Genomic DNA, 18,085 nt, shown 5'->3' with positions numbered 1-18,085 from the left:
TATCCACCTTACTATCTTTGCCTAAATTCTACATTGGTAATTTTATTTTGTCAAACGCGTTTTTTACTTTTTTTAATCAATTTTTTAGCATTTTTCAGCTGTAAGCTCTCTCTTTTTTCAAATATCTTTAAATCCCTTGAATTTTCTTACATTTCCATGTAAATAAAAAGCTGCCACCTTTCCGGTAGCAGCTTTCTAATTATCTTTAGGTCACTTTTAAACTATATCCCTTTTTACCCTCATCAAACTATTGAACAAAAACGGCAAAAGGAAAAATGCAAGCAGAACAAGACCTATCACAACACAGATTGAAACCTGCATTAATGTCAAAATCCCAGATGGCAGCATTGCCGCAAATGTGCCGGCTAAAATTATAGCAGCTGAGGTTACAACATGCCCTATATTTGCCGAGGTAAGCCTGAGCGCCTCGTTTATCTCTAAGTCTTTATATTCATAAAACCTTATCAGCAAAAATACACTGTACTCTATACCCAAAGCTAAGAACACAACAAAGTGAAAAATGGCACTGCCCAGTTGAGTGCTTCGTATTTGAAAATACCATAGAAGACTCTCATCTTTTATATAATTTATCAAGTAATTATATAAAACCTCATATACTTTCATTATATGACATTATATTCCTAAAATAAAATTTAATTGAAATCAATTTGATAAATTTTATTAAAATATCTCAATAAGTCCCTTTCATGAGTAACCATAATAATAGTAGTGTTTGGATCTTCTAGTAAACTGGAAATAACTTTTTTCCCCTCTTCATCTAAATTTGCAGTTACTTCATCAAACAAATAAAATTGCCTCCCTTTGAGCATTGCTCTTCTAAGAGAAATTCGTTGTTTTTGCCCACCTGATAAATAAATTCCATTATCACCCGCACGTTTGTCTTTTATTTCTTCCAACATTAGTTTTTTCATAACGCTCTCTAAAGTATTTATTTCTTTGTTGAATTTCACCATCTTGATATTATCTTCCACTGAAAAGTTAAATATAAATGGCTGTTGAGAACAATACCCAATACTTTCTCTTAAACTCTCTAAATTTATTTCCTTGAGTTCAATCCCATTAATGTAAATTTCACCTTCATAGTCCTCATAGAAACCCAAAAGAATTTTTAAAAAAGTAGTCTTTCCAGACCCATTTTCACCTATTATTACTACTTTATCTCCTTTTTTTATGTCAAGAGAAATATTCTTGAAAATATAATCTTTATCAAACCTATATCCTATATTTTTTATCTCTACAATTTCTATATCCTTTGTTAGTACTTTTCCTCCATATCTTTCTGGAGAGTTTATTAAATCTAATATCCTCTTTGAGAATATTTTAAGTTTATAAAACTGGTTAATCGTATTAATGATGTAATTTATCATTCCCTTTATCAAAATTGAATATCCAGCTATTTTTATAAAATCTCCCAAGGAAATTTTATTTCTTAACATAAAATAACTGCCCAAAATATACATAAATAGCATTGAAATCTGAGAGAAAGTATCATCCATTGTCTTTAAAATAACTGAAGTTTTGATCTTCTCTTTTACATACTTTTCAATAAAGTCTTGGTAGCACTTTTTTATCATTTCCTCTATTTCCTTTTCTAATGAATGAACTTTGATATACATAAAACTTTGAACAACTTGATTTTCTAATTCTCTTAATTCATCTTTCCTCTCCTGACCATATTTTGTAATTCTCTGGTTTTGTTTTTTTGTGATTAGAGGAACTATTATAGGAAGTAAAACTAATATAAAAGATAATATTGAATAAAAAATTTCTATTTTTATCATTACATATAGTACGTAAAGTATGAATATACAAGAAAATAAAATTTCAACAACATCCAAAATTGCAAATCTAAATAATCTTATATCATCATTAAATCTTGTCAGCACTTCACCATCTGTCAATTTACTTAATTTCAAAAGCTTTTGACACAAAAATTTTTTGTAGATATTAGTATCGTGTAGGACTACTACCTTCCCAAACAATAAAGCTCTATATATAGAAGATATGCACGGCAAAACAAAAATAACAATACACAGAATAAATAGAAGATTAATTATGTTGTTTTTCAATAAATAAAAATCTCTTTTTAATGCTGCATCCATATAAACTCCTAATTTTGTTGATACCAAATATATGTCTACAATATTTTGTAGAGAGAAAATAATTATATCACACAACAATACATACCAATATTTAACCAAAAAATCTTTAACTAATTTATTTTTTTCTTTAATCACCATAAAATACTACCTCACTGTTAATAAATTTCAGCAATTTCGTTTACTGATTGGTTTTCGATTCTCCAAATTTTATTTACACAACTTGCCAATTCAATATTATGTGAAACAATTATTATTGTTTTTTCACTTTTACAAAGAATATCTTTCAAAATTTCTATACTTTTAGTATCAAGATAATTAGTCGGTTCATCAATTATTAAGATTGAAGACTTTTTCAACAACCCTCTTATTATTGATATTTTCTGTTTTTGCCCATCTGAAAGTTGATTAATTTTTTTTGATAAAATATCATCCAAACCAAACAAGTGCAGTAAACTTCTTTTTCTATCTTCCAAATTGTCTTGAATCACCATATTAAGGTTATTATCTATATTTTGTGTAAAGAAAGTAAAATTTTAGGGAATAAATGAAATGTGTTTACTGAAACTCTTAAAATCTACTTTTGAAAGTGGTACACCATTAATAAGAATATCACCTTTAAAAGATTCATAAAGTCCCATTATAAGCTTCAAAAGAGTAGTTTTTCCACTTCCATTAGAACCCATAATCAATATTTTATCTCCTTTGTTGATACGAAAATTTATTTTGTTGAAGATACTCTTAGAATTTTCATAGGAAAACGAAACATTTTTAAACACAATATTTTCAATTTCATTTATTTGTATCATATTCCCATATTGATTTTCTATATCAAAATTTAATATTTCACTAATTCTTTCAAAAGAACTTTTTTCAACCCTCAAATTTTGAAAACCTTTTGCTGCTACTTTAAAATTATCAATTACAATAGGAAAAAGTGATATAAACACTACAACCAAATCAGGAGTTATTAATTTTTTATATAAAAATAAACCTAACATGATATATGTACTAAATTTTGCTATATTGTTGCATAAGTTGTAAAGTATATCTTCAATTGTTCCTACTTTTTCCATTTCATTTGCACATTTTTTGCTGACTTCTTCCAAGGAAAGAAATCTTAAAGAGGCCCATTCATAAAGATTATATGCTTTTATTACTTCAATTCCTTCAAAAGACTGTTTAATAAAACCTGTTAACTCATCATCTGCACGATGACTTTCCTCAACTATTTTATTCATATATTTTATTGTAAAAAACAGTGGAAATATAGGTAAAATCCAAAGACCAAAAAAAATAACTGAAAGAGAAAAATTTTTTAGACCCAAAAAAATAAAATAACCTGCTAAACATATTAAGGCTGAAAAAACTGAAGAATAATGAACATAAAAACACTTTACTATATCATTAAAGTCCTGCTCTAATCTATTTAAAATCTCACCTTGTCCATATTTTTCTATTAATGAATATTTGTTATTCAAAAACAACATAAATAACTTTTTCTTTAGTTCAATAATTCTATTCTCTTTAAAAAATTCAATTAACAATGAAAAAAATAATTTGCCAGAAATAATAATAAGATAAATTAAAAGAAAGGTAACTACATTACATATAAAAACCTCCATATCTTTTTGGATAGCTAATGAAAATAATTTAGCAAAGGTATTAGAAATATATATGTTTATGATACCCTCAATTAAATTTATAAAAACAATGAAAATAGTAGGTAATAACAATACTATTCTTACATAGTATTTAAAATTCATCCTTTTGCACCCTTTCCCAATAAATATAAGCTTATTCAATAATTCTACTCTGTATTGTTATATAAATTATCTAATAACCAATTACATGTTACTTTTGAATCAATCACCTTTTCTTCTAAATCCCAATCTGGCAAAAGTAATCTGTAATAGGTGCATTTATTGATTTATAACAAGTAATTGAGGTAGTATTGTTTTGATCTAAAAATACTTTTAAATATAGATTTTTATAATTATATACTAAGCAAGAAAGAATTAACTCCTTTTCTTTTTGCATTATTATTCTAAATTTATTGTTTTCGAAATGATATAGTTCCGGTATATATGCAACATTCAAAGTTTTATTGTAATTCTTTAATTTTGAAACGAATTAATTGTAATTATTTTGTATTTTAAAATTTGTTTTTATATCTATTAAGAAAGTTCTCACATTATTTTGCATTACATCTTTATAGTTTTGTAAATTTATCAAAGTCTATTAATTGAATTAACATAATCACACCTTACAATTAAATCTACCACTGGCAATTCATATCGTTTAATGACAATTTGATCATAATTTTCTCTCATAAGACAAGTAGCTATTGTCACATTTTTAAAGTTCAACTCTTTTAAGGACTTTAAAGCATTTATTGCTTTTTCAAAAAATCCATCACCTCTAATCTTATTATGAATTTCTTTAGGACCATCAATACTAATTTGAAATACAGAAAAATCTATATTTTGTATTTCCTTTTAATATATCCTTTGTGAGTAAAAAACCATTAGTACTGATTAATATTTCCATATTTTGTAGTATGCATATTGTAATATCTCTACTATATCTTCTCTTGCAAACGGTTCTCCACCTGTGAAAAAGATTTTCTTTACCAAAATTCATCACTATAAACATCTATTAGCTTTTTAATTTTCCCGAGTAGTCAACTCATTATAAAATGGTTCGCCTGAGTTGCCATAGCAGTGTTTGCATAATGCATTGCATCGTTTAGTCACCCTTATTGAAGCTGCAAGTATAGGTATATCACCTAATAACTCTTTAATTCCAATAGTCCCATATTTCAATAGTTGTTTTTTTTAAAGCAATCCTATTACTAAATAAATATCCATTTTAAACACTCTGTAGTCCATATTTATTTGCTTATAAATAGGCATCTAAACATTCCCCATCTTAATCTACATTTCTATATATTCTTTCAAAAAATAACAAAACAAAAACTGCTAAACCCGAAATTAAAATAAATGCAGCACTTACAAACAAGCCATATGAAATACCTAAAACCTTTATAAAGTAACCAATTCCAATACCTGCTAAAATTTCGCCACTAGCCTCTGCAAATTGAAAAAATGATAATGCAGTAGCCCTTATTTCAGAATTTATATATCTATTTAGATAACTTTGAAGATAAGGCCTAAGAAGAACTTCTAGTATAAAAAAAAGTATTAAACATAAATATGAAATAATATTTAACTTTACAAAGACAGCAATAGTTACTATCATAAACATTGAAATTTTTAGACAACCAATTATTAACAACTCATTCTTTTTAGGACTATCCAATTTGTTTTGTAAAAGCATAAACATAAGACTAAAAATAGCACTGATTATATATATATTACTTATCAAGAAAATATTAAATTTTTTAAATTTAAGAAATGTTTGATAAAATCTTTCTATGCCATCTAATCCTATTGCGAATAAAAATACTGCTAATGACAATAAAAATAAACTTTTAGTTGAAATAATATAACAAATAGATAATTTAATCTTATTTATCATTGACTCGTTGCTATTTGAATTATAAGATTCTTGTAACGATTCAGGTACAAAAAAATAAGTTATCAAAGCTGCAATAATATATAATATTGCCGATACTATAAATGGTAGGATGGCATTTATTTTGTACATAAAGGTTATAAAAACTGCTCCAATAATACTTCCTGTAATAAAAACAATGTACATTTTTCTAATCTCAATCTCAAATTTATCGCTTTTCCCTTTCAGAATTAAATAATCAGCTAACCATGCTTCTAATGCTCCAGATTCAAAGGAATCTGCTAATCCCATTATTAATACAGAAAATAGGAACATACAAAATGTATTTCCTAATGAAAATAAGAAAAAAGCAATAAAATTTAAAAGAGCTGATAAAAACAATGAAACTTTTCTACCATATCTATCTGCAAATGCCCCAAAAGGAATTTCTGTAACAAACCTAATTGTTTCTAAGACACTACCCAGTATTCCGATAGCAAATAATGAAACTTTTAAATTTGACATATGTAAAATCCAAATAGGAAAAAATAAACCTTTTGCAGTCCCTTTAATTAAAACAGTAATAAAATAAGCTAACATAAAAATTCCCCACCTTTTTTGTAGTTAGTAAGTCACTAAATAGTGACTTGCCACTAAATATCTAAACTTTGTGACCACCCATTACTACTGAACCTCTAACGACTCCTTGATTTAGTTTCCTCAGTCACAATTTATCTAAAATCAACAAGTCCACATTGACGTATTTTTTTAGTTTCTGCTGATATGAATTACCTGCTCTTGAAATGTATAAATCTTTAAGCATCCTATTTACTTTTGTAACCAGTACCCTATAGACCAATGACACAGCTTTTAATTCTAACGCTATTGCAAGATGAGTCTTTCCTGTTCCAGGTAGCCCTATTGATGCCCACATTCTCTTCTATTCAATATCTTTGATTACTTTCCTCACAGTTTTTCTATCAATGCCCAACATTCTGGCTATCTGGCTTTTGTTGCATTCCTGTTTGTATAATGTATGAATTGTAATATGCATTGCTATTGTCAGCATCCCTTCGTTTTCTTCTTCTGTAGTTTTTATATACCCTATTCTACACTACAGAAGGTATTTTTGGAATTGCCAGGTGGAGAATTTTTTGTGTCATTTCTGATGATTTTATTTTATCATTAGCACTTTTACTCCAAATATCTTCAAATTTCTTCAATTTTTTTCGCTTTCTCACAATAAAAAAGCTACCTCATTTTTGGAAGCAGATACTTGCTATTATCGGATTTATTAGCTTCTTCCAAACGTTTGAATTAACTTGTTATTATCTTTTCTACATTTATCCTTTTAAGTATCACTAAACCAACAATAAATACACCCCAACATAACAATATAAGTCCAGCTTTTAAAACTTGAATTGATATATTACTCGAAAATGCCAATTTAGGAATATATGAAAATAAGAAAACAAGTGAAAATTTTACTCCACTTATCAATACGCTGTTTTTCGTAGTGAGACTGACCGAATAAATTATGAATATACATCCTAATGAAAACACAAAAACAGTGAGAATAACAAAAAGAAATAAATAAATGTTATTCAAATGACTTTTTAATAAAATAAAGGTAACCCATATGAAAACAATTATTGAGCTTGTAATTAAAACTGGAATAACTTTTGATAAAAATATCAATGTATTACTTAAAGGTGATGTAAAATATCTATGATAAACATAACTACTCTTGTCCTTATCGAAATTAATGGTTGTTATAAATACAATTGAATATGAAATAGTTATTACAACACACAATGTATAAAATAAGCTTATCGAAGGTTTATCTTTTAAATAATTTAAAAATTGTTCAAAATTCTTAAGCGCATACCACACCGCAATGTTTAAAATTAGTAATAATATAATTGCATTTTTAATGTAATTTTTGACTTCTAATTTTATTATTTTAAAAAACATTTTAACTAACCCTCCCTTCTATAAATTTTACATATAAATCTTCTAATTTTTCTATCATCTGATAATTCTTTGGTTTAATCTTTAGAAACATTTTCTCATCAAAAACATATAATTTGCTATTTTTCACTCTATAGGTTTGAAATTCAGGATAATCTCCTTCTACCAAATAAAACTTTTCTGAAACAGGTATTTCGAAAATCGTTTCACCGCTTTTTATAAATCCAATTCTATCACTAATTTCCTGTACCTCATATAAATTGTGAGAAACAAAAAGTACAGTTTTACCTCTCTTTTTTAAATCAAGCAACAGCTTTTTAAAAACTACTTGAATTTCCGGATCTAACCCAGATGTAGGTTCATCCAGAATAAGTATTTTAGGATCATGCATTAAAGCACCAATTAAAGAAATTTTTCTCTTTGTTCCTTTTGAAAGTTGCTTGAATTTTTTACGAAAATCTTCCCTTTTTAAGTCTAATATTTCAACATAATCATATATTCTATGTTCATCTACTCCAAACAAATAACACATATGCTTCAAATTATCTATAACGGACCACTCTAAATTATAAGTTTCTATTTCAAACATAACCCCTATTTCTTTAAAATGTTTTTTCGAAAGTTCTTCACCAAAAATTTTTATCTCTCCATCATCCTTTTTAAGTAGCCCTAACAAAGTATAAATTGTAGTAGTTTTACCAGCTCCATTTGGCCCCAATAAACTATAAATTTCTCCTTCATAAATGTTTAGGTTTATTTCTTTGAGAATCAACTTACCATTGATGCTCTTTTTTAATTTTTTAATCTCTATTGCTTTCATTTTAAATTTTGTTACCCCCCCAATTTCTTATTTTTTCTTTATTTTTGCTATTATTTTGTTTATTGTTGCAATATATGCAAATTATATTATCTTCCATAAAACATAATAAGTTGCAAAATATAAACCTATTATTACTATTGTACCACCTTCTATCCCATTCATCTCGATCACAGCAGATAAAAGCCAGATAGAAAATATTATATAGGAATTTGCCACATAGTTAGAAAGCTTTCTCAAAATAAAATTATTAGGATTTCTTATGAAAAGAGATTTTAAACCTCTTATTATTAACACTAAACCATATAACATACCTATTGTTAACAGATATTTATTAAAATTTTTATGAGCTATATAAGTAAAAGATATTAACAGTGCTGAAACCCCTATTATTATATCAACAATCCATAACTTATCTCTGTTTGAATCTGTGTAATAAAAAGTTTTTTTTATGATGCTTTTTCCTCTCAAAATCATGTAAGCAAATCTTAAATAACCATAAAAACCTAAAATAAAGTATATGTATATATAATATTTCATCATTTTCATCTTCCCTTTCGATATACATTTTTGTATAATTTCTCAATCCATCTAAATTTTGCTATTGAAATAAACAATTTCGTTTCTGTTACTGTTATTATTGATTGTAATCATTCAAAAAAAATTAAAAAATGTTACTATCATTAGTACTATACCAGGCACATTTCACTTTATCTATAAAACCTTTCTCAAAAAGCTTTCTAACACGCAATGGACAAGGAATACAAAAATTTAGAAAGCTGCATTCATTGCAAATCTCTTTTTGAGCACTATTAAGATTTGCCCACTTGCTTAATTTTTCTTTCCAAAATTCAAAAAATAATAAGGGTGAATATGGTTCTATTTTACCATAATATCTTTTTAGGATCAGCCATTACACATGGATGCACGTAAAATTGAGGATCTATAACAATATATTTCCAACCTGCTCCACAATTTCTATTAATATATTCTCTATTAAATTCCTTAAGTTGAATATATGGAATAATATGTCCATATTTTTCTTTAACATATTTATCTTCTTCAGAAAGTCTTACTATATCTTCATATTGCCAAATATAATCACATGCTTTTCCAAAAGGAAGTATTGGACTATATGAAAATGCGTTAACCCCAATTTTCGGACACAAAGAGGTTGATGCTGTATATTAGCATACATAATAGTTAATTGGCATATATTTTTATAAACTGGTAATATATCCTAATTAGCTTGTTCAATTTCTTTTCTTTAATTGTAATTATTATTAATTCGTAAATAAATTGCTATATTGCTTATTTGTAATATTTTGCTTGAATTTTATTACAATATTTTCATTATGTCAAACCCGTTTTTTTAGCTTATTATCAGCCATTTTTACCTATAAAACCATCTCTTTCTTCATATATCTTTAAATTTCTCTAATTTTCTTTCATTGCCTCACAATAAAAAAAGCTGCCCCCTTTCTTGGAAGCAGCTTCCTAATTTTTTCAAAGATGCTTCTTAGATTACATCCCTTTTTATCCTCATCAAACTATTATACAAAAACGGCAGAAGGAAAAACGCAAGCAGAACAAGGCCTATCACAACACAGATGGAAACCTGCATTAATGTCAAAATCCCAGATGGCAGCATTGCCGCAAATGTGCCTGCTAAAATTATCACCGCTGATGTTACAACATGACCAATGTTTGCTGAGGTAAGCTTTAATGCCTCTGAAAGTTCTAAATTTCTATATTCGTAAAACCTTATCAGTAAAAATACACTGTAGTCTATACCCAGAGCTAAGAACACAACAAAGGTGAAAAATGGCACTGCCCAGTTGAGTGCTTCGTACTTGAATATTCCTTTGAAAATCATCTCTGCTATTGAAAGATAAACATAATACTTAGCAAAAACTATTACCAGAAATACTTCAATAACGAAAATTAATTTTGAAAATATTTAATTATTTTCTTCATTTAGATGAAAACTTTTCACTTTTGATAAATAAAAATTGAACAGTAAACATAAAGATTAAATAACTCAAAAGTATAAAAAATGATACTAACAGCGAATTATATGCTTGATTCTCAGGAACTATTATTATGCTTCCATATTTTAAATTTTTAAAAAATCCATTTAAGAAACCGTATATATTAAATATAACCAAAAATTTTATACAAAAGACTTTAATGGAAAATTTATGAATTGCTGGCTCAAAAAATATCAGAAATAAGGGTATACTTAACGAATAAACAAAATTCTTAGTTAACAGATGTAACGTATATGATAAATTTCCCACCAAATATAAACAAAAAACAACACTAATTAATTGTATAATTAGTTTGTACCATGGTAAAGTAATAGCAATTATAATTGCATCAAAAACCACACCCAAAAGTATAGAAATCAAACTGAAAAGTAAAGAATACCAAAATATTGTAAATTGCTTAAGTAAAAAAAAGTATTTTCTTTTCAGAATTGTAGAATAAATAAAGAGTAAATTTGCTTGGTATTCTCTATCACATATTAGAGCAGAAATAATTGTTATCGCTATACCGCCAATTAAATTACAATATAACAACAAACCTGATGCATAAGGAGAAAAAATACTATTTGAAGTTATGTTTCTATTTGTGTTTCTATATATCATAATCATTAGTATTACATAGAAAAAATATATTAAAAGAATAAGTTTAGATTTAAACAGTTTTTTTATCTCAGATTCTAATGTTTTGAAGCTAATCACTATATCACCTACCACTCTCTCAATATACCTCTCTCAATATACCTTTGATTTTCTCAAAATATCTCGCGATTTCTTTAAAATTCGCTATCGAAACAAATAATTTTGTTCTTGATATTGTTATTATTGCTTTATTCTACCATACCCAGCTTAGACTCAGCCTCTCTATTGTATTTATCTTGTTGCTCTACCATATTACGGCGGGTATCTATCCACAACAACCATGGTGTTTACCCTCTCATGTCTCTCAGGGTCTTTTCTCACTTGCCCTCAATTCCCTCGTCCCATCTACCATGGCGTGGACGTCAGTTATGCTCGTATGCAGGGTCTTCGCCCGTATGGAGGATGTACTCTGACCACCCGCTCACATTTTTCAATCTACTTTCTATAAAAAATCATTTAATCCTTTCTCCTTCATTTCTTAACCATCAATACATTTTCTAAGATGTGAACTATTATTAAAAGGGGCACTTTGCTACTCGACATGACTTAATCTCCTCGCAAAGCTAAGAATTTCTTTACCCCCTCAAGATGTGAATCACTCAAACTATTTCTCCTGCTTTAAATTAAGAATGTTCAAGCAATTTTTCTCACTTCACTTCACGCTGTCCTTGCTAAAGCCTCTCTCTTTATATCGCTCAACATCTTGTTCCCATCATACTTTACGCCTTTTTTCAAAATCGCATAAAATACCCTTATCAATTTACAACACAGTGCTATTAATGATTGCTTCTTCTTCAAGGGATTGTTCTCTCGCGTGGTGTAATACCTGTGCAGCTGCTTAAATTCTTCATTCTTTGCTACTATTGTAATCATGGCCTTGAACAAGCTACTTCTGAGCCTCCCTCGCCCTCTTTTACTTATACACGTCTGACCCTTGTACTTGCCAGAACTATTCTCAACTATATTGAGTCCCGCCAATTTCTGTATCTGTCTCGCATCCTCATACCTCTTTATATCTCCAACCTCAGAAATAAAGCCAACTGCCGTTTTTACACCAACACCTTTTATTTTAAGCAGTTCCTCTCCATTCGGCACCTCTCTCAAAAGCTCTGCCATCTCGGCTTCTATCTCTTCTATCTGCTTCTTTAAAAGCTCATATTGACTCAGCAAATATTTTATCTCTTGTCTTGCCAGCTTTCTCCCTTCTTTTTTACCTATACTCCTTTTGGCAGTCTCTACTAAATCCATCGCCCTCCTGCGACTAATCGCTCGCCTATCTAATTTGTCACGCCAGTACCCTATAATCCCTTCCACTTCATTTTCCACTACATCACAAGGCAATGGCACCTCCTTTAATGTTTCTATTGCCGTCTTGCCTTCCCAATCAGAAAATACTTCTAAAAATTCTGGAAAATACATATCGAGCCAGTTGATTATTTGATTTTTTAAAACGTTCAGCTGTTTTTGAAGCCTTTCATATATGTTCATCGCTACTCTCATCTCAGCATATATACCCTCGGGTATATTTGGCTCTGTATATCTTCCATCCTTCACAAGCTATCGCTATCGTCTTCGGATCCTTTATATCGCTCTTAGTTTGCGTACTATCATCAAGCTCCTTGCTCCTCTTCACGTGAAAAGGATTCACTAAAACCACTTTTATGCCATTCTCTCTCAGATACTGCTCAAAGCACAGCCAGTAATGCCCTGTAGGCTCTATCCCTACTATCATGTTGTCTTTGCCATTTGCTTTCATTATCTTATTTGCCCAATCCAAAAATTTCTCCATACCTTCTTTCCTATTCTCAAACTCTATTCTCTTGCCAAGCTCCACTCCTCTAAAATCAAATGCTCTGCCTACATGCCTTTCCTTTGCTATGTCTACTCCTACAACTAAAGTTCTCTCTGTTACTTGTAATATCTTTTCATTTTGTGTATACTTCAAAGAGGATACCTCCTTTGTTGTGTTTTGTCGTAAGTTGTACAACTTACATTCTGTATTTTACCAGGAGGTACCTTATCTCTTCAAATCTCATTTCTCTTCATTTTCACTCATTTTCGTTCATTACAGGAATGCTCGTATCATATAATTATCAAATCAATTAAAACTTCATATCTCAATTGGTACATTTAATTATCAGTACCAATTGATTACTGGAAATTTACTTTGATAATGCACCTTTCTTAAAACACTCACTTCTCAAAAATTGAATATTAAAATTGACTGCTACAGTTTAAATTTGCCCTTTATCTTTGGTAAACTAAAATCAGAAAAAGTTTAAGCCTGATTTAGTTTATTTGGATATTTTTGATCACCTCCTGCTGGACGTGCTTTGACATCTACACGCCACAGCTTGATAAAGACTTCAGCCCCAAAGGATTACATGAGTAATGTTTACTCGAAGGCTTAAGCACTGACAGTTTACCACATCTGATTTGAGCATGTCAGATGTGTGCACCCTGTAAACTGCTCAAGTAGCTCTAATATCGGCGAGGCTGCTATTGTCATGTAATCCCCAGGGATAAAGGGCTTAATACTTTTTCTTACCACTACTTGCAAAAAGGAGGTCTTCAAATTGCCAAATACTTTAATCGTGGGCATTGATATCAGTAGTCAGTCAAACTCTATCTTCTTCATCGATGATGCCGGTAATCACTTGATTAAAAAACCTTTTTCCTTGCCTAACGATCAAGAAGGCGCTAACGAATTAATCAAAAGAGTTATTGATTGCCTCAGCCAGTATAATCTATCCTGTATTAAGTTTGGCATGGAAGCAACTTCACATTACGCTTGGCATCTGCACTTGTATCTTGCTTCTTCATCTGAACTGCTGCCATATAAACCAACCTTTTATGTCCTCAACCCAAGCATTGTCAAAGGCTTCAAAAAAATCTACACTTTCTTGCCTAAAACAGATAGCATCGATGCAATTATCATCGCTGAATGCGTTAGGTTCAGTAAGCTAAATCCAACACCTTTACCTGATTTTAAATATGCTGCGCTACAACGCCTTACCAGAATGCGCTATCATCTTGTTCACAATTTGACACGTGAAAAAAACAGAGCTCTAAATCTCATTTATCTTAAATTCTCTACTTACACCCAGGATTGCCCTTTTTCCAATATCTTCGGTAAGGCCTCTTGCGCTATCATCGAAAACTTTACACCTGACGACATTGCCTCCATGCCTTTAGAAGATTTAATTAAATTCGTATCCGATAACGGCAACAATAGACTCTCAGATGTTAATAAAATCGCTGAAATACTTAAAACTGCTGCTAATCGTTCCTTTAGATTACATCCTCTGCTGGCTGAGTCAAATAGCTTAGCTTTGTCTATGACTCTTGAAAACATTAGATTCATGCAAAAACAACTTAAAAAACTTGATAAAGAAATCTCAAAACTTCTTAAAGCTTTCTCTCAAACATTAACAACCCTCCCTGGCATAGGTGACGTTCTTGCAGCTGCTATCTACGCTGAAATCGGTGATATTAAACGCTTCAAAAATGAAGCTGCTTTGGCAAAGTATTCTGGCTTGGTTTGGACTCAGTACCAATCAGGCAACTTCAATGCCCAGGAAACCTCATTAGCTAAGTGTGGTAACCAATATTCTCAGAATACTATCTTGTTGAAGCTGCTAACTGTGTGATGTAGCACACATTCCGTTATAAAGCTTTCTACAACAAGAAGTTCTCAGAGGTGGACCTGTCATCAGCATAAACGTGCCCTCGTCCTCACCGCAAGACACTTAATTCCTCTGATCTTTGCAATGCTCTAGCCTTAGTCAAATATATCAAGAAAGAGGTGATGTTTACAATACTTAGTTAGTCCCAATTTTTTAATTTAATAATCTTCCTCAGATAAGCTGCCAGTTAAATTTTTCCATGCTGAGCGGCTGGGTATTTTATTGCCTTTTTCACCCTAATTATCTAAAAAAATTTTTTAAAAACCCCCTTGACATTATACCGTTTGTCTTAGTAATACAATACTTTACTCTATTTTTATATACCCTTCTCCTACACCTTTATGAAAAGCAAGAATAACCTCATACTCTCCATTTTTCAAGTTACTGATCTCTAACTTTTCATCTTTTTCATCCCCAATGTCTTTTTTGTAAATTAACCTGCCTCTTCTGTCTTTTATTTTAATTGTTACCTTATTAGTACATTTTATGTGTTGACAATTAAGCACCAATGAATCCTTGTTTACATAAATCAAAAAAGATTTTTCTTGTCCATATGTAACATTGTAGTTAAATTTTATTTCTGTTGTATATTCTTTTGTGCCAATCCTATTAATAGAAGTATTATAACTTATTTTATCACTACTTAACTGCCGAAAATTTACTAAATTAAAAAACAACAACACACCTAAAAATAGAAAACAAACCAAAATAACTTTTAGTAAAAATTTGGCTCTCATTTGCTCAACCACCACCTGTACACACTAATTATCTGAAACAAAAAAGCCAATTAGTAATATAATTACCAAAAACACTATAAGATAACTAATAGAAACTAATAACAATAGATTGAAACTATTTAAAATGCTCTTATCAATCAATTTTATTGTTACATAATTTTCTGAAGAGGCTATATTAGAAAAAACTTGAGATATTAACATAGAATTAACTGTAGTAAACCAATATTTATTTAAATATTTAAATACATTAGAGATGTTACATAAAATATTTATCAAAAACGGTAACAATACTGCAACAGAAATCGCAACATATATTTTTCTTATAACGATTGCTAATATATATGAAAAAAGACTTAATTCAAATGAAATCAGTAGTATAACTAACGATTGTCCGATTAATCTTTTAAAATTAAATCTAAATTCAATATCAGAAATTCGAAAAACACAGAATACGTTTGTGATTATAAATGTAATTAACAAAATTCCAACCAATAAAATAAGTAGTGTAAATATTTTGAGAACATGTTGTTTTATTCTACCTTCAAATATATGAGAAAAACAAAAAGTGTTACTATGAAACTCATATCCTCCTACGTACCCTCCAAGTACAGCTCCTAAAAACAGAACATGCATTATATAAAAGAAAATCAATGAGAATGAATTTAGCTTTTCTAATTCAATCTTATATAAATAAACTCCTGAAGTTTTATTAAAAAACCTATTAACTAAAGCTATCACAAAAATTAAAATGTAAATAATCATTGAAATTAAAAATAATTTGGATTTTAAAACTTTCTTTAATTCGCCTGCAAGAATATTATAAATCATTTTCAACACCTACTCCTTTGTCACTGCCTTAAATACACTTTTTATTGTTTCCCTATATGTTTCAAACCTCTGTAACTCAATACCATTTTTTACTACTTGTTCAAGAAAATTTATTTTTTCATTTTCTTCAACTATAAATTCAGTATTAGCAACTCTCGTGTAATTCAACTTTAATAAATCTACAAGTTTAGTAAATTTTTCTGTATCTTTATTGCTAACTTTTACAAATTTTTTATTTTTAATTTCTAAATCACAAACATCGCTTTTTTTCTTTATTTCTCCTTTGTGAATTATGATAAACTCATCTATTACATTTTCAAGCTCCTCGAAAGCGTGTGTTGAAATAATTATAGTCTTATCTTTTTTTTCTTTCATTTCTTTAATCTTTTCTTTAAACCAAAACACACCTTCAATATCAAGTCCATTAGTTGGTTCGTCTAAAATAAACAATTTTTTATCACCAATGCAAAATGCAAAAGCAAGTTGAAGTCTCCTCTTCATCCCAAGCGAAAAATCTTTAACTTTTTTCGATGCTACTTCTTTCAAGTTAACAGACTCAAGAATTTTAAAAATTTCTTCCTTTCGTAATTTTATTCCCTGCATTTTAGCTATTATGTCAATATTATCATACGCATTTAAGTCAAAATATCCTGCTAAATTTTCGGAAAGATAACTAACTTCTTTTAAGCCGCCATCTCGTGGATTTTTACCAAAAACAGAAACACTTCCTTGTGTAGGAAACAAAAGTCCTAATATAATTTTTAACAATGTGGATTTTCCTGCACCATTTTTGCCAAACAAACCATAGACTTTACCTTCTTCAAACACAATATTTATTCCTTTTAAAACTTCCTTGTTGCCAAAGCACTTGAAGATATTATTAACACATACTGTTGTCAATTTTTTCACTCCTTTAAACGCTTAATGTTCCATAAAGTGTTATCAATGGGGCAATTTCTTAACGAAATTGCCCCGTACTTCTTAAATACTTAAGGCAATGCTGTAGCCTGAACAAACACATCTCGTGTTTGTATTGGTAAACCCAAAAATAAATATTGTGTTTGAACACCAACACCTAAGGTAAATCTAGCATATGCCTCACAAATACCTTTAGTGGAGGTTTGAGAAATCCATGACGAGCTAGCATTACTATATTGCCAAAGCGATAAAGTGTTTATCCATGGGAGACTATAAGTAGTAGAATAATTCACAATTTTAGAACCATCTGAAGAATAATGTCCCTTTACACCCAGTCCAAATACAGGAACACCACACCACGAATAATATTGTACCGAATTTTGCGCTGTTTTTAAAGTTGTTCCACCCAACGTAGCGGTAATATTATTTAATATAAAAAAGATAAAAACAAATACAAAAACCGCAATAAATTTTAGTAACTTTTGCTTTTTGAACATCTTACTTCTTACCCTCCCTACTTTTTATTTTTGCATCCCTTCATGAGCGCTCATGAAAAGGTAGATGCCTCTGTAAATCAAAATTTTTTATGCAATGTAAGCAAATTCCAATATCTTTTGTATTCCCTGGTATACCAACCTATTTGCATATAAATTATCTCATTCACAAGAGACAATATGCAAATTGCTATATTTATTAATATTCTCCTTGGAATTTTCACCTCAATTTTACTTTATTAATTTCCATTCTGTCAAACTCGTTTTTTTTTTTTTTTTTTTTTTTAGTTAATTTTATGCAATTTTTAGCT

The 18,085-nt window shown here is 29.3% G+C and carries 12 protein-coding genes and 7 pseudogenes; 1 reads left to right on the top strand and 18 read right to left on the bottom strand.

Going from position 1 to position 18,085, the window contains the following annotated elements:
• Nucleotides 1-216: 216 nt before the first annotated feature.
• The 14 genes and pseudogenes from PGC14_RS03005 to PGC14_RS02955 form a co-directional block, all read right to left on the bottom strand.
• Nucleotides 217-569 (bottom strand): annotated as a pseudogene (locus PGC14_RS03005) (MMPL family transporter); the annotation flags it as partial.
• 84 nt (nucleotides 570-653) lie between these two features.
• Nucleotides 654-2,261 carry an ABC transporter ATP-binding protein gene (locus PGC14_RS03000; RefSeq protein ID WP_271629483.1) on the bottom strand — a complete coding sequence of 536 codons (1,608 nt, stop codon included), beginning with the start codon at nucleotides 2,259-2,261 and terminating at the stop codon, nucleotides 654-656.
• Nucleotides 2,262-2,278: 17 nt separating this feature from the next.
• A pseudogene (locus tag PGC14_RS13475) lies at nucleotides 2,279-2,929 on the bottom strand (ABC transporter ATP-binding protein).
• Nucleotides 2,930-3,052: 123 nt separating this feature from the next.
• Nucleotides 3,053-3,886 (bottom strand): annotated as a pseudogene (locus tag PGC14_RS13470) (ABC transporter transmembrane domain-containing protein); the annotation flags it as partial.
• A 1,165-nt stretch (nucleotides 3,887-5,051) separates the two neighbouring features.
• The gene (locus PGC14_RS02990) at nucleotides 5,052-6,236 is read right to left on the bottom strand and encodes an MFS transporter (protein ID WP_011917015.1); all 1,185 of its coding nucleotides are present in this window, start codon (nucleotides 6,234-6,236) and stop codon (nucleotides 5,052-5,054) included.
• A gap of 124 nt (nucleotides 6,237-6,360) precedes the next feature.
• On the bottom strand, nucleotides 6,361-6,570 hold the full coding sequence (locus PGC14_RS02985) for an ATP-binding protein (RefSeq protein ID WP_039765659.1): 210 nt from the start codon (nucleotides 6,568-6,570) through the stop codon (nucleotides 6,361-6,363).
• Between the two features lie 9 nt (nucleotides 6,571-6,579).
• A pseudogene (locus PGC14_RS13465) lies at nucleotides 6,580-6,690 on the bottom strand (helix-turn-helix domain-containing protein); the annotation flags it as partial.
• A 263-nt stretch (nucleotides 6,691-6,953) separates the two neighbouring features.
• Nucleotides 6,954-7,610 carry an ABC transporter permease gene (locus PGC14_RS02980; protein WP_011917014.1) on the bottom strand — a complete coding sequence of 219 codons (657 nt, stop codon included), beginning with the start codon at nucleotides 7,608-7,610 and terminating at the stop codon, nucleotides 6,954-6,956.
• Nucleotide 7,611: 1 nt separating this feature from the next.
• Nucleotides 7,612-8,427, bottom strand: a complete 816-nt coding sequence (locus PGC14_RS02975) for an ABC transporter ATP-binding protein (protein WP_011917013.1) — start codon at nucleotides 8,425-8,427, stop codon at nucleotides 7,612-7,614.
• Nucleotides 8,428-8,508: 81 nt separating this feature from the next.
• Nucleotides 8,509-8,964, bottom strand: a complete 456-nt coding sequence (locus PGC14_RS02970; RefSeq protein ID WP_271629482.1) for a hypothetical protein — start codon at nucleotides 8,962-8,964, stop codon at nucleotides 8,509-8,511.
• 344 nt (nucleotides 8,965-9,308) lie between these two features.
• Nucleotides 9,309-9,593, bottom strand: a complete 285-nt coding sequence (locus PGC14_RS02965; protein WP_011917011.1) for a hypothetical protein — start codon at nucleotides 9,591-9,593, stop codon at nucleotides 9,309-9,311.
• Between the two features lie 350 nt (nucleotides 9,594-9,943).
• Nucleotides 9,944-10,348 (bottom strand): annotated as a pseudogene (locus tag PGC14_RS02960) (MMPL family transporter); the annotation flags it as partial.
• A gap of 49 nt (nucleotides 10,349-10,397) precedes the next feature.
• Nucleotides 10,398-11,171 carry an ABC transporter permease gene (locus tag PGC14_RS13460; protein WP_422653039.1) on the bottom strand — a complete coding sequence of 258 codons (774 nt, stop codon included), beginning with the start codon at nucleotides 11,169-11,171 and terminating at the stop codon, nucleotides 10,398-10,400.
• 597 nt (nucleotides 11,172-11,768) lie between these two features.
• Nucleotides 11,769-13,056 (bottom strand): annotated as a pseudogene (locus tag PGC14_RS02955) (IS110 family transposase).
• A gap of 631 nt (nucleotides 13,057-13,687) precedes the next feature.
• On the opposite strand from PGC14_RS02955, the pseudogene PGC14_RS02950 reads away from it, so the two are divergent.
• Nucleotides 13,688-14,936, top strand: a pseudogene (locus PGC14_RS02950) (IS110 family transposase).
• 166 nt (nucleotides 14,937-15,102) lie between these two features.
• Here the strand turns inward: PGC14_RS02950 and PGC14_RS02945 are convergent.
• The 4 genes from PGC14_RS02945 to PGC14_RS02930 all read right to left on the bottom strand — a co-directional run bounded on the left by PGC14_RS02945 (nucleotide 15,103) and on the right by PGC14_RS02930 (nucleotide 17,777).
• The gene (locus PGC14_RS02945) at nucleotides 15,103-15,534 is read right to left on the bottom strand and encodes a hypothetical protein (protein WP_271629480.1); all 432 of its coding nucleotides are present in this window, start codon (nucleotides 15,532-15,534) and stop codon (nucleotides 15,103-15,105) included.
• A gap of 24 nt (nucleotides 15,535-15,558) precedes the next feature.
• Entirely contained in the window at nucleotides 15,559-16,362 is an 804-nt protein-coding gene (locus tag PGC14_RS02940; RefSeq protein WP_271629479.1) for a hypothetical protein, read from the bottom strand.
• Between the two features lie 9 nt (nucleotides 16,363-16,371).
• Nucleotides 16,372-17,271 (bottom strand): ABC transporter ATP-binding protein, encoded by a 900-nt coding sequence (locus PGC14_RS02935; RefSeq protein ID WP_271629478.1) that lies wholly within the window; start codon nucleotides 17,269-17,271, stop codon nucleotides 16,372-16,374.
• A gap of 80 nt (nucleotides 17,272-17,351) precedes the next feature.
• Nucleotides 17,352-17,777, bottom strand: a complete 426-nt coding sequence (locus PGC14_RS02930) for a hypothetical protein (protein WP_271629477.1) — start codon at nucleotides 17,775-17,777, stop codon at nucleotides 17,352-17,354.
• Nucleotides 17,778-18,085: the final 308 nt, after the last annotated feature.

It is taken from the genome of Caldicellulosiruptor sp. DIB 104C, from assembly GCF_028198085.1.
Classification (GTDB): Bacteria; Bacillota; Thermoanaerobacteria; order Caldicellulosiruptorales; family Caldicellulosiruptoraceae; genus Caldicellulosiruptor; species Caldicellulosiruptor saccharolyticus.
This window is presented reverse-complemented; position numbering and strand designations above follow the sequence as displayed.